The organism is Mycobacterium sp. P2_H7 (assembly GCF_056403275.1).
Genome location: NZ_JBFUFU010000018.1, coordinates 74,278 through 87,111 on the forward strand (window position 1 = coordinate 74,278; position 12,834 = coordinate 87,111).

Below are 12,834 nucleotides of genomic sequence, written 5' to 3' on the forward strand. Positions count from 1 at the left end.
GTCGACAGCACGGTCAGGGCGCCGGCAGGCTCAGACGCCTGATCACGTCGGCCAGCTCGGAACGCTTGACCACCCCGGCCTTGCAGCTGGCCCGGTAGACATGTCCGTCGACGGTGCGCGCCGACAACGTCAACTCGTCGGCGATCTCCCGGGTGGTCAGGCCGCGGGCCACCATCATCGCGATCTCCATCTCGCGGCGGGTGAACGGCACCACGAGCCGGGATCCGACGATGGCGGGGCTGGTGGCGCCGCCACACCTGGCGGCGAGCTCGCCGGCCCGGGTCGCAGCTGTCATCGCGCTGCCGTTGTGGCCGGCCCGGCGGTGCGATGCGGCGGTCTGAGCCGCGGCGTCGGCCGCAGCCAGCAGATCGCCGATCGCCGAAAACTCCGCTGACACCTCCTCGAGGCGGCGCGCGTCGTCGGCGCCCAGGGCGCGGGCGTAGCGGGCCGCCAGCGCAGCTCTCGGGCCCTCGACGAGGTCGGCCAACTCGGTCAGCCGCGCGGCCACCGAGGGATCGTCGAACTGCACCAACGTCTGCAGGCACAGCACTTCCCGGGCCAGCTGTCCGTGAGCGCGGGCGAAATCTGCTGCGCGGTGGGCGAATTGGCGTGCGTCGGTCAGCCGGTGGCCGACCGCCGCCAGCCACGCCTCTGCCAGCAGGGCGTTGGATTCGACCAGCACATAGGTGGGATGCCGATGCGCCTGGGCAAGCCGGTGGGCCGCTTCGGCCGCTTCGATGTCACCGGACCGGGCGAGTGCCTGGGTGCGGAGCAGCTGGAATCGGTAGAAGCTGTTGACCAGCCCCAGGTCGGCGTCCTCGGCGGTGGTCTCGGCGGGCAGTTCGCGGACCGCCGTACTCAGGTCGCCGGCGGCCAGCGCCACCGCCCCGGCGATCGTGGCCGCCATCACCCGCGCGCTGACCGGTTTGTCCGCACAGTCGCGGCGGTGCTGCTCGGCGACCCGCACGGCCTCCTGGACGCGGCCCGAGACGGTCAGTGCGAAGGTGTGGAATTCGACGAGCGGCTGGATCAGGAAGCTGCTCTGCTGCGACGAATCGAGCACCTCGTGACACGCTGCCGCCCTGGCGGTGGCATCGCTGGTCCGGCCCACCTCGGCCAGTGCCAGCATCTCCGCGCACAGCCGGACCGTCTGGCCGTAGCCGTCCAGCGTCCCGTAGTCGGTGGTGGTCATCATGTCGATCACGTCGGCCGGCCGGCCGGCGAGCACCAGCTGGTTGGCGCGAAACGCCAGCAGTTGACCGGCTCGGGGCGCCTGCGCCCGCTGCAGGGCCTCATCGATGACGCGCCAGGACTCCTGGGGTGAACGCAGGGTCCACATCAGATTGGCCGCGCGCAGCACCACGTCGTTGATGAAGGCGGACTCCGACACGTCCTCCGCTGCGATGCTGTCGAGCACGTTGGCCGCGTCGGCACCTTTCTGTGCCATCACGAGGTTGTAGGCGAGGTCCACGCGCGCGCCGGACCCCACACCGGCCTCGTCGGCGGCCCGGGAGAGCCGTGCCGCGAGCTCGAAGTCGAGCAGCGAGCTGGCGGCGGTGGCCGCCGACGCCAGCACCTCGGGATCGGCGGGCAGGTCGGATTCCAGCCACAGCAGGCCCTGGCGAACGGTATTGGCCGGCCCCGCACCGCCTTTCATGGTCGAGGCGAGTTGACCCCGCAGCCGTCGTAACCGAAGGGTGCCGCACTGCTTGATCCGGACCTCGGCGTACATCGGGTGCCCCACGTACACGGCATCGTCCGACAGCCTGATGAGCTCACGCTGTTCGGCTTCCTCGATGGCCGTGGCGTCGGCCAACCGGCTCAGGCAGATCCAGTCGACGGGTTCGCCGGCCGCGACCAGGTCGACGACGTCGCGCACTTCGGGTCGTACCGCCCCGATCTGTTGTTCCACCACGTCGACCAGTGATGGCGAGATCTCCGGGCTGCCGAACCACCGGCTGCGGCCGTTCGTCTGGACGAGTCGGCCCGCGGCGTGTTCCTGCTCGACCAGTTGTCGCAGGAAGAGCGCGTTGCCCGCGGTCAGCCGCCACATCCGCTCGGCGCAGTCGGGGTCGGGAGGCGCACCGAGCACGCACCCCAGCAGCTCCACGGTTTCCGCGCGCGACAGCGGCTGCAGTTCCAGACGCCGGACGAGGCCGTCCTTCCAGAGCGTCGTCAGCGCGCCCGGTGCGGTGTGGCCGGTGCGGACCGTGGCGATCACGACCGCCGCCTGCTGCATCACCAGTTGATGCACGACCAGCGCCGACAGTTCGTCGAGCAGGTGCGCGTCGTCGACGAACACCAACAGGCGCGCATCGGCGATGTCGGCCTTCAGCGCCCCGATCACCCTGCGGGCCAGCATCAGTGGCGATCCCTCGACGTCGTCCGTCCAGTGTGCGAACGCCCCCAGCGGTATCGACCGGCCGCTTGCGGTCGCGGCGACATGGCGCACCGACCAGCCGTCGGCGGCGGCCGCGGCGACGGCGTCGCGGGCCAGGCGCGACTTTCCGACACCGGCTTTTCCGGCCACCACGACTCCGCGGTATTGCGCGTCGGTGAGCAGTTCGGAGATCACCCCGAACTCTTCGTCCCGCCCGGTGAGGGGCCAGTCGCCAGCCACCTTTGGGATGTTAGCTGTCGGGAAACGGTATACCCCGCCGTGGCAGCGCGACCACCTAGTTTTCGGCAGGGGTCCGTGTCAGCTCGGAGTGCAGCTTCCGGTGGGCCAGATCGAGAAGGGGCTCCAAGCCCTCCGGCTCGATACCCAACTGGTCGCAGATCTCGTCGGCCGGCACGCCGGATCTGGTGCAGTGCAGTGCCTGGGCGTACGCCACGGGCAGACGGGCCAGTGCCGCCTCGTACGTCGGCTTGTCCATCGCGATGATGGTGCCGCAGAACTGCGCGCTTGCTCCCGTGCCGAACTACCTGCTTTGTCCAGGCCGCGTCGGTCGATTACCTAGCGCGGCGGACTAGACTTACCCACATGGCTGAGTCGATGTCCGCGAAGCGCCGAGCTGATGCGGTCGTGAATTTCCTTGCCGCTCAGCGGTATACGCGTGACGAGGTGTTCGCCGACCCCTGTCCGGTGCCCAGTGCGGCCGGTGCGTACGGATGGTGGTTCCGGGAAATCCCGGGCGGCATCGACGTCTCCGGCTGCGAAGAAAGAGACGGCTGGAACTTGCTCTACGTCGGGATCAGCCCCGGTCCGCCGCGGGCGGACGGCAAGCCGCAGATCCCGCAGGACCTGCGCAAGCGGATTCGCTATCACTTCGGGGCGAGCAACGGCAGCGCGGACGGGTCGACGCTGCGCAAGTCGCTCGGGGTCCTGCTCGGTGGTCAGCTCGGCTTCGAACTGCGCCGGATCGGGTCGGGAAAACGGCAGACCTTCGCCGGCGGCGAGGCGATCCTGAATCAATGGATGGGGGAGAACGCCGCGGTGTCCTGGGTGCTGCATCCCGAGCCGTGGTTTCTCGAACCCAAGTTGATCAGCGCGCTGACTCTGCCGCTGAACTTCCAGGACAACGAAGGCAACGCCTTCGCGCCCGAACTGAAGAGGCTTCGGCGGGAGGCGGCAGTGAAGGCCGGGAAGATGCGCGTGCTTGCGGAGTGGCGGTAGTACTCAACTCGCCTGGACTGGATGAGATGGGTGCCCCCGGCAGGATTCGAACCTGCGGCCTTCTGCTCCGGAGGCAGACGCTCTATCCCCTGAGCTACGGGGGCGCGTGCACAACGCGCCGTTAGGGCTTGGTCAGCCTAGCGCATCGGCGTCCGGACCCGTGAACCGGAATGGATTCGGGGCGTGAGCACCCCAGACCATAGGATGGACCCCCGTGACACCCGCCGACCTGGCTGCCCTGCTCAAGACGACCGCCGCCGCGGTACTGGCCGAACACGGCCTCGACGCCGCCGCGCTGCCCGAAACCGTAGCCGTCGAGCGCCCGCGCAACCCCGAACACGGTGACTACGCGACCAACGTCGCACTTCAACTCGCCAAGAAGGTCGGCGTCAACCCCCGCGAACTGGCCGGCTGGCTGGCCGAGGCTCTCGTCGCGGCCGACGGGATCGCCGGCGCCGACGTGGCAGGCCCCGGCTTCGTCAACCTGCGCATCGAGACCGGTGCCCAGGGTGTCGTCGTCACCAACGTGCTGAGCGCGGGCGCCGCCTACGGGCACTCGAGCGACCTCGCGCTGAAGATCAACCTCGAATTCGTCTCGGCCAACCCCACCGGGCCCATCCATATCGGCGGCACCCGCTGGGCCGCCGTCGGCGATGCGCTGGGTCGGCTGCTGAGCACCCAGGGTGCCGATGTCACCAGGGAGTACTACTTCAACGACCACGGCGGACAGATCGACCGGTTCGCCCGCTCGCTGGTGGCCGCGGCCAAGGGGGAACCGGCACCCGAAGACGGTTACGCAGGCAGCTACATCAACGACATCTCCGCCGCAGTGCTCGCACAGGCGCCGGACGCGTTGAGCCTGCCCGCCGAAGCGCAGCAGGAGAAGTTCCGGGAGATCGGGGTGGACCTGATGTTCACCCATATCAAGAAGTCCCTGCACGACTTCGGCACCGACTTCGACGTCTACACCCACGAAGACTCGATGCACACCTCCGGCCGGGTCGACCAGGCCATTGCGAAGCTGCGTGACAACGGCGCCATCTACGAGCAGGACGGCGCAACCTGGTTGCGCACCACCGAATTCGGTGACGACAAGGATCGCGTCGTCATCAAGAGCGACGGCAACCCCGCGTACGTCGCCGGTGACCTCGCCTACTACCTGGACAAGCGTGAGCGCGGCTTCGACCTGTGCATCTACATGCTCGGCGCCGACCACCACGGCTACATCGCACGGCTCAAGGCCGCTGCCGCGGCGCTGGGCGATGATCCGGCCACCGTCGAGGTGCTGATCGGGCAGATGGTCAACCTGGTCCGCGACGGCCAACCGGTCCGGATGAGCAAGCGCGCCGGCACCGTCATCACCCTCGACGACCTCGTCGAGGCCATCGGGGTGGACGCGGCGCGGTACGTGCTGATCCGGTCCTCGGTGAACAGCCCGATCGACATCGACCTGGCGCTGTGGTCCTCGGCGTCCAGCGAAAACCCGGTCTACTACGTGCAGTACGCGCATGCGCGGCTCTCGGCGCTGGCCCGCAGCGCTGCCGAGCTCGGGCTGACCGCTGACACCGCGCACCTCGACCTGCTCAGCCACGACCGCGAGGCCACCCTGATGCGCAGCATCGGGGAATTCGGCCGCATCCTGAAAAGTGCTGCCGACCTTCGCGAACCGCACCGGGTGTGCCGGTACCTGGAGGACCTGGCCGGTGACTACCACCGGTTCTATGACTCCTGCCGGGTGCTGCCGCAAGGTGACGAATCGCCCGGCGCCATCAATGCGGCCCGGCTGGCGCTGTGCGACGCGACCCGTCAGGTCATCGCCAACGGTCTGGCCATCCTCGGCGTCTCGGCCCCGGAGCGGATGTGAGCAACCAGCCCGCCGGTGTTCCGGCCCAGCCGCAGACGCCCGATGAGATCTTGCTGCTTGCCCCGAATGTCTGGCCGCACAACCTTGTTCGTGGCGCCGACGGTGTCGTGTCGGTCGCGGGTGTCTCCGTGACCGACCTCGCCGCGCAGTTCGGCACGCCGTTGTTCGTCATCGACGAGGCCGACTTCCGCTCGCGGTGCCGCGAGATCGCCGGCGCCTTCGGCGGTGGCGAATATGTGCACTACGCGTCGAAGGCGTTCCTGTGCACCGAGATCGCGCGGTGGGTGAAGGACGAGGGCCTGTCGCTGGACGTCGCCACCGGTGGCGAGCTGGCGGTTGCTCTGCATGCCGATTTCCCCGCCGAACGAATCACCGTGCACGGCAACAACAAATCGGTCGACGAGCTGCGCTACGCGGTGCAGGCCGGTGTCGGTCACATCGTGCTGGACTCGGAGATCGAGATCGAGCGCCTCGATGCCATCGCCGGAGCCGCGGGAATCGTCCAGGACGTCCTGGTGCGGGTCACCCCCGGCGTCTCGGCGCACACCCACGAGTTCATCTCCACTGCGCACGAGGACCAGAAGTTCGGGCTGTCGTTGGCCAGCGGTGCAGCGATGGACGCGGTGCGCAAGGTGTTCGCCACCGACCACCTGCGCCTGGTCGGCCTGCACTGCCACGTCGGCTCGCAGATCTTCGACGTCGCCGGCTTCGAGGTGGCGGGCCGCCGGGTCATCGGCCTGCTCCGCGACGTGGTGGCCGAGTTCGGTGTCGAGAAGACCGCGCAGATCTCCGTCATCGATCTCGGTGGGGGACTGGGTATCTCCTACGTCCCAGCCGACGATCCACCGCCGATGCAGGAGCTGGCTGACAAGCTCAAAGAGATCGTCAAGAACGAGTCGGCCGCAGTCGGGCTGCCCACGCCGACGCTCGTGGTGGAGCCGGGCCGTGCCATCGCCGGACCGGGGACCATCACCCTCTACGAGGTGGGCACCGTCAAGGACGTGGCGATCAGCGACACCGCGCATCGCCGCTATGTCAGCGTCGACGGCGGTATGAGCGACAACATCCGGCCTGCGCTGTACGAGGCCGAGTACGACGCGCGACTGGTGTCCCGGGTCAGTGACGCCCCGGCAGCGCTGGCCCGCATCGTCGGAAAGCACTGCGAGAGCGGCGATATCGTGGTGCGCGATACCTGGGTGTCCGATGACATCACCCCGGGTGATCTGTTGGCGGTGGCCGCCACCGGCGCCTACTGCTATTCGATGTCAAGCCGGTACAACCTGCTGACCCGGCCCGCCGTGGTGGCCGTGAAGGACGGGAAGGCCCGGCTGATTCTGCGGCGGGAAAACGTCGACGATCTATTGAGTTTGGAGGTGAGCGGCGAATGAGCAAGAAAGACAAGCCCATCGGCGTAGCGGTACTGGGTCTGGGCAACGTGGGCACCGAGGTGGTGCGCATCATCAACGACAGCGCCCCCGACCTGGCCGCACGCATCGGAGCGCCGCTGGAACTGCGTGGCATCGGTGTCCGCAACGTCTCCGCTGACCGCGGGGTCCCGGTCGAGCTGCTCACCGACGACATCGAAGCGCTGGTTTCCCGCGACGACGTCGACATCGTGGTCGAACTGATGGGACCGGTGAAGCCGGCACGCAAGGCCATCCTCAAGGCGCTCGAGGCGGGCAAGTCCGTCGTCACCGCGAACAAGGCGTTGATGGCACAGTCCACCGGGGAACTGGCGCAGGCGGCCGAAAAGGCAAGCGTCGACCTGTACTTCGAGGCAGCGGTGGCGGGCGCCATTCCGGTGATCCGGCCGCTGACCCAGTCGCTGGCCGGAGACACCGTGCTGCGGGTGGCCGGCATCGTCAACGGCACCACCAACTACATCCTGAGCGCCATGAACGACACCGGCGCCGATTACGCGGGCGCGCTCGCCGACGCCAGTGCCCTCGGTTACGCCGAGGCCGACCCGACGGCCGATGTCGAGGGCTACGACGCCGCCGCCAAGGCCGCGATTCTCGCCTCGATCGCCTTCCACACCCGGGTCACCGCCGACGACGTGTACCGCGAGGGCATCACCAAGGTCGGCGCCGCCGATTTCGAGTCGGCCAAGGCGCTGGGCTGCAACATCAAGTTGCTGGCCATCTGCGAGCGGCTGACCAACGACGAAGGACAGCAGCGGGTTTCGGCGCGTGTCTATCCCGCACTGGTGCCGCTGGAGCATCCGTTGGCCTCGGTCAACGGCGCGTTCAACGCCGTCGTCGTCGAAGCCGAGGCGGCCGGCCGGCTGATGTTCTACGGCCAGGGCGCCGGCGGCGCACCGACCGCCTCCGCGGTGATGGGCGACGTCGTCATGGCCGCACGCAACCGCGTGCAAGGCGGTCGCGGCCCGCGCGAATCCAAGTACGCCGAGCTGCCCATCGCGCCCATCGGCTTCATCCCCACCCGCTATTACGTCAGCATGAACGTCGCCGACAAGCCGGGTGTGCTGTCCTCGGTCGCCGCCGAGTTCGGCAAGCGTGAGGTCAGCATCGCCGAGGTGCGCCAAGAGGGCACGGTCGACGAGGACGGGCAGCGCGCTGGCGCCCGCATCGTCGTCGTCACCCACAAGGCCACCGACGCTGCGCTCTCGGAAACCGTTGCCGCGCTGGCTGATCACGACGCCGTGGAGAGCATCAACAGCGTGCTGCGCCTGGAAGGAACCGCAGAATAATGACCCCCGTGCACACTCCGTGGCCCGGCCTGATCGCCGCCTACCGGGACCGGCTGCCGGTCACCGACGAATGGACGCCGGTCACCCTGCTGGAAGGCGGCACCCCGCTGATCCATGCGAAGCGGCTCTCGGAGCAGACCGGGTGCACCGTGCACCTGAAGGTGGAGGGGCTCAACCCCACCGGATCCTTCAAGGACCGCGGGATGACCATGGCCGTCAGCGATGCGCTGGCCCGCGGGCAGAAGGCGGTGTTGTGTGCCTCGACGGGCAACACCTCGGCGTCGGCCGCGGCCTACGCCGCGAAGGCCGGCATCACCTGCGCGGTGCTGGTGCCCCAGGGCAAGATCGCGATGGGCAAGCTGGCACAGGCGGTCATGCACGGCGCCAAGATCATTCAGGTCGACGGCAACTTCGACGACTGCCTCGAACTGGCCCGCAAGCTGACCGCGGACTTCCCGTCCATCGCGCTGGTGAACTCGGTGAACCCGGTGCGTATCGAGGGCCAGAAGACCGCGGCCTTCGAGATCGTCGACGCGCTGGGCACCGCTCCGGACGTGCACTCGCTGCCCGTCGGCAATGCCGGAAACATCACCGCCTACTGGCGTGGCTACAGCGAATACCACCGAGACGGCGTGAGTGACCGGTTGCCGCGGATGCTGGGGACCCAGGCCGCCGGGGCCGCACCGTTGGTGACCGGTCAGCCCGTCAGCCATCCGGAAACCATCGCCACTGCCATCCGAATCGGTTCGCCCGCATCGTGGAACTCGGCCGTGGAGGCCCAGCAGCAGTCCGACGGACGGTTCCTGGCGGCCACCGACGAAGAGATCCTGGCGGCGTACCACCTGGTGGCGCGCGCCGAGGGAGTCTTCGTCGAGCCGGCGTCGGCGGCCAGCATCGCCGGTCTGCTCAAGTCCATCGAGGACGGCTGGGTCAAGCCCGGTTCGACCGTGGTCTGCACCGTCACCGGCAACGGCCTCAAAGATCCCGATACCGCGCTCAAGGGCATGCCGCCGGTGACGCCGGTCCCGGTGGATCCGGTGGCCGTCGTCGAGAAGCTCGGCCTGGGCTGACGGGCGACAAACGCAAGTGACCCAGATTCTGCGGGCCGGGTTGACGGCCTCGTCCGTCGTGGCGGCCTCCAGTGCCAACCTCGGCCCCGGCTTCGACAGCCTCGGCCTCGCGGTCGGCTTGTACGACGAAATCATCGTTGAGACAACGGAGTCCGGCCTCACGATCGAAGTCGAGGGCCAAGGCGCCGGCCAGGTTCCGCTCGATGAATCGCACCTCGTGGTGCGGGCCGTCCGTCGTGGACTGGCGGCGGCCGGTCTGCAAGCCGGCGGCCTGAAGGTCCTGTGCCGCAACGCGATCCCGCATTCGCGGGGTCTGGGCTCGTCGGCCGCCGCTGTTGTCGGCGGCCTGGCTGTCGTCAACGGTCTTGCTGTACAGGCGGATTCGCGGGAATTGAGCCGCGAGGAACTGGTGCAGCTGTCCTCGGAATTCGAAGGTCACCCCGACAACGCCGCGGCAGCGGTGCTCGGCGGCGCCGTGGTGTCCTGGACCGTCTCGGAGGGCGGCGGCGACCGGTATGGCGCGGCTCAACTGGACCTGCATCCCGACATCCGGTTGTTCCCCGCGATCCCGGAGAACCGGTCGTCGACCGCGGAGACCCGCGCGGTGCTGCCCGAACACGTCCCCCACGCCGACGCGCGGTTCAATCTCAGCCGGGCCGCGATGCTTGTGGTGGCGCTCACTACGCGGCCGGATCTGCTCCTGCCGGCGACCGAGGATCGGCTGCACCAACCGCAGCGGGCGCCGTCCATGCCGGCGTCGGCGGAATATCTCTCGGCCTTGCGGCGTTTGAACGTCGCAGCGGTGCTGTCAGGGGCCGGACCTGCGGTGATAGCTCTCACCAACGGAACCGAACTGCCGGTCGAGGCTCTGGAAGCCGGCGCCGCAAACGGATTTGCCGTCACCGAGATGTCGGTGGGCGAGGGCGTTCGCTGGTCACCGGCCGGCGCCTGAGGCGTGGCCGAGGAATAACACGCTAAAGATGGCGTTCCTTGCTTCCCGCGGTGATGCGAGTTATTCTCGCAATCGTCCAGCAATCGCAGCGTCTCTAGCTGCGCCGACACTAGGACGACTACCTCATCTTCTCGTATCTCACTCGTGGGCTGACGGTCCTCCGCATGGCGGCGAATCCCGACGGTCACCGTTGCAATGATGACGGTGGCGCCGTGGAAGACAACGCAATCGGCTGTTCGGCTGAGTGCACATGACCTTCGGGGACCCCTCGCGTCGGATGGACGGCGAGGAAAGAAAGGAAATCCGTGACTGATACGGACCTCTTCACGACCAGCGACAGCGACGTGGCCGTCGCACCGCAAGCCGTCGTGGAAACCACCGACGCGCCCAGCACGGGCGCTACGCGCGGTGGACGTGGCGGCTCGCTCACGTCGATGCTGCTCCCAGACCTGCGCACGCTGGCCAATGAGGCCGGCGTCAAGGGCACGTCCGGGATGCGCAAGAGCGAACTCATCTCCGCGATCAAGGAGATCCGCGGCGAAGGCGGCGGCTCTGCCGCGCCTGCCGTGCAACCGCAGGCCGCGGACACCAGCGCCGCTCCGGAGGCCGCTGCCGAAGCGCCGCAGCAGACCGAACGGCCACGGCGTGAGCGTCGCGGCGCGTCCCGGGGCACCGGCGCACCGGTGGCCGCGCAGGACGACAGCGCCGAGTCGAAGCAGGACGCCGAGCCCAAGCAGGACGCCAAGGCGACGAGCCAGGATGCGCCCGTCGTCGAGGCGAAGCCCGCCGACGAGGCGGCTTCCGGCGGCCAGGGCAAGCAGCAGGAGAAGGCCGACAACGCCGGCGACGGCGGCGGCGACCAGCAGCAGGGCGGTCAGCAGAACCGCAACAACCAGAACCGCAACAACAACCGCGGTGATAACAACAACAACCGCGGCGAGAACAACAATCGCGGGGACAACAACAGCAACCGCGAGAACAACAACCGCGGGGACAACAGCAACCGCGGTGGTGACAACAGCGGCGACGACGATGACGACAGAGGTCAGGGCCGGCGTGGACGCCGGTTCCGCGATCGCAGGCGCCGCGGCGATCGCACCGACGGCGGCAGCAACGCCGGAGGCGGGGGAGACCGCGACACCGAGCTGCGCGAGGACGACGTCGTCCAGCCGGTCGCCGGCATCCTCGACGTGCTGGACAACTACGCGTTCGTCCGCACGTCGGGCTACCTGGCCGGCCCCAATGACGTCTACGTCTCCATGAACATGGTGCGCAAGAACGGCCTGCGTCGCGGCGATGCCGTGACCGGCGCCGTGCGCGTCGCCCGCGAGGGTGAGAGCAGCGGCGGCGGTGGCGGAAACAACCCGCGGCAGAAGTTCAACCCGCTGGTGCGCCTGGACACCGTCAACGGCGGCCCGGTGGAGAACGCCAAGAACCGGCCCGATTTCACCAAGCTGACGCCGCTCTACCCCAACCAGCGGCTGCGCCTGGAGACCACTCCGGACCGCCTCACCACCCGCGTGATCGACCTGATCATGCCGATCGGTAAGGGCCAGCGAGCCCTGATCGTGTCCCCGCCGAAGGCCGGTAAGACCACGATCATGCAGGACATCGCCAACGCGATCACCACGAACAACCCGGAATGTCACCTCATGGTCGTGCTCGTCGACGAGCGCCCCGAAGAGGTCACCGACATGACGCGTTCGGTCAAGGGTGAGGTCATCGCGTCCACCTTCGACCGGCCGCCGTCAGACCACACCCAGGCCGCCGAGCTCGCGATCGAACGGGCCAAGCGCCTGGTCGAGCAGGGCAAGGACGTCGTGGTGCTGCTCGACTCGATCACCCGGCTGGGCCGCGCCTACAACAACGCCTCCCCGGCGTCGGGCCGCATCCTGTCCGGTGGTGTCGACTCCACCGCGCTGTACCCGCCGAAGCGCTTCCTCGGCGCGGCGCGCAACATCGAACACGGTGGCTCGCTCACCATCATCGCCACCGCGATGGTCGAGACCGGCTCCACCGGTGACACCGTGATCTTCGAGGAGTTCAAGGGCACCGGTAACGCCGAGCTCAAGCTGGATCGCAAGATCTCGGAGCGCCGGGTCTTCCCGGCCGTCGACGTCAACCCGTCCGGTACCCGTAAGGACGAGCTGCTGCTCGGTGCCGACGAGTTCGCGATCGTGCACAAGCTGCGTCGCGTGCTGTCCGGGCTGGACAGCCATCAGGCCATCGACCTGTTGATGAGCCAGCTGCGCAAGACCAAGACCAACTACGAGTTCCTGGTCCAGGTCTCCAAGACCGCTCCCGGCAGCAACGGCGACGACTAGTTGTGATGTCCAGGGAGGTTGGTCAGTCGGGTGACCGGCGGTTGACCTCCGAGGGCGGAGTGGGCTCGGTGGTGATTGTAGAAGTGCAGCCACTCGGGCAGTGCTGTGTCGCGTTGGCTGGTTGATTCATAGAACCGGGCGTAGGCCCCGCCGTCGCCCAGGGTGCGGTGAAAGCGCTCGATCTTGCCGTTGGTCTGCGGCCGGTAGGGTCGCGTGCGTTTCGGGGTGATGCCCAGCTCGCAGCAGGCGTCGCGCCAGGCGTAGGACCGGTAAGCCGATCCGTTGTCAGACAACACTC

The 12,834-nt window shown here is 68.3% G+C and carries 10 protein-coding genes and 1 tRNA gene; 7 read left to right on the top strand and 4 right to left on the bottom strand.

The features are described 5' to 3' along the window. Window positions 1-13: 13 nt before the first annotated feature. Both AC1DY7_RS25215 and AC1DY7_RS25220 read right to left on the bottom strand, forming a co-directional pair. Complete coding sequence (locus AC1DY7_RS25215) at window positions 14-2,620, bottom strand: helix-turn-helix transcriptional regulator (RefSeq protein WP_477496472.1); 2,607 nt, start codon at window positions 2,618-2,620, stop codon at window positions 14-16. A gap of 55 nt (window positions 2,621-2,675) precedes the next feature. After that, window positions 2,676-2,876: a hypothetical protein gene (locus tag AC1DY7_RS25220; RefSeq protein ID WP_477496473.1), complete on the bottom strand. Its 201-nt coding sequence runs from the start codon at window positions 2,874-2,876 to the stop codon at window positions 2,676-2,678. A 107-nt stretch (window positions 2,877-2,983) separates the two neighbouring features. On the opposite strand from AC1DY7_RS25220, the gene AC1DY7_RS25225 reads away from it, so the two are divergent. After that, a complete protein-coding gene (locus AC1DY7_RS25225) occupies window positions 2,984-3,616 on the top strand; it encodes a GIY-YIG nuclease family protein (protein ID WP_477496474.1) in 633 nt (210 codons plus the stop codon). A 31-nt stretch (window positions 3,617-3,647) separates the two neighbouring features. On the opposite strand, the gene AC1DY7_RS25230 is transcribed toward AC1DY7_RS25225, so the two are convergent. Further along, window positions 3,648-3,720: transfer RNA gene (locus AC1DY7_RS25230), tRNA-Arg, on the bottom strand. 110 nt (window positions 3,721-3,830) lie between these two features. On the opposite strand from AC1DY7_RS25230, the gene argS reads away from it, so the two are divergent. From argS to rho, 6 genes are all read left to right on the top strand, one after another. Next, window positions 3,831-5,480, top strand: coding sequence for an arginine--tRNA ligase (gene argS / locus AC1DY7_RS25235; protein WP_477496475.1), 1,650 nt, complete (start codon window positions 3,831-3,833; stop codon window positions 5,478-5,480). Next, window positions 5,477-6,868, top strand: coding sequence for a diaminopimelate decarboxylase (gene lysA / locus AC1DY7_RS25240; RefSeq protein ID WP_477496476.1), 1,392 nt, complete (start codon window positions 5,477-5,479; stop codon window positions 6,866-6,868). The genes argS and lysA overlap by 4 nt, the downstream gene beginning before the upstream one ends. After that, on the top strand, window positions 6,865-8,190 hold the full coding sequence (locus AC1DY7_RS25245; protein WP_477496477.1) for a homoserine dehydrogenase: 1,326 nt from the start codon (window positions 6,865-6,867) through the stop codon (window positions 8,188-8,190). The genes lysA and AC1DY7_RS25245 overlap by 4 nt, the downstream gene beginning before the upstream one ends. After that, entirely contained in the window at window positions 8,190-9,260 is a 1,071-nt protein-coding gene (thrC, locus tag AC1DY7_RS25250; RefSeq protein WP_477496478.1) for a threonine synthase, read from the top strand. Before AC1DY7_RS25245 ends, thrC begins: the two co-directional genes overlap by 1 nt. 16 nt (window positions 9,261-9,276) lie before the next feature. Further along, a complete protein-coding gene (thrB, locus tag AC1DY7_RS25255) occupies window positions 9,277-10,212 on the top strand; it encodes a homoserine kinase (protein WP_477496479.1) in 936 nt (311 codons plus the stop codon). A gap of 305 nt (window positions 10,213-10,517) precedes the next feature. After that, window positions 10,518-12,536 carry a transcription termination factor Rho gene (gene rho / locus AC1DY7_RS25260; RefSeq protein ID WP_477496480.1) on the top strand — a complete coding sequence of 673 codons (2,019 nt, stop codon included), beginning with the start codon at window positions 10,518-10,520 and terminating at the stop codon, window positions 12,534-12,536. On the opposite strand, the gene AC1DY7_RS25265 is transcribed toward rho, so the two are convergent. Next, window positions 12,533-12,834 (bottom strand): integrase core domain-containing protein (locus AC1DY7_RS25265; RefSeq protein ID WP_477496481.1); only part of this gene is annotated, 302 nt, incomplete at its 5' end. The two genes, rho and AC1DY7_RS25265, sit on opposite strands and share 4 nt — an antisense overlap.

Bases quoted from the DNA above. Each gene is read 5' to 3' on its own strand.
- AC1DY7_RS25225 (WP_477496474.1), top strand. From the start codon at position 2,984: ATGGCTGAGTCGATGTCCGCGAAGCGCCGAGCTGATGCGGTCGTGAAT.
- AC1DY7_RS25220 (WP_477496473.1), bottom strand. From the start codon at position 2,876: ATGGACAAGCCGACGTACGAGGCGGCACTGGCCCGTCTGCCCGTGGCG.
- AC1DY7_RS25245 (WP_477496477.1), top strand. From the start codon at position 6,865: ATGAGCAAGAAAGACAAGCCCATCGGCGTAGCGGTACTGGGTCTGGGC.
- thrC (WP_477496478.1), top strand. From the start codon at position 8,190: ATGACCCCCGTGCACACTCCGTGGCCCGGCCTGATCGCCGCCTACCGG.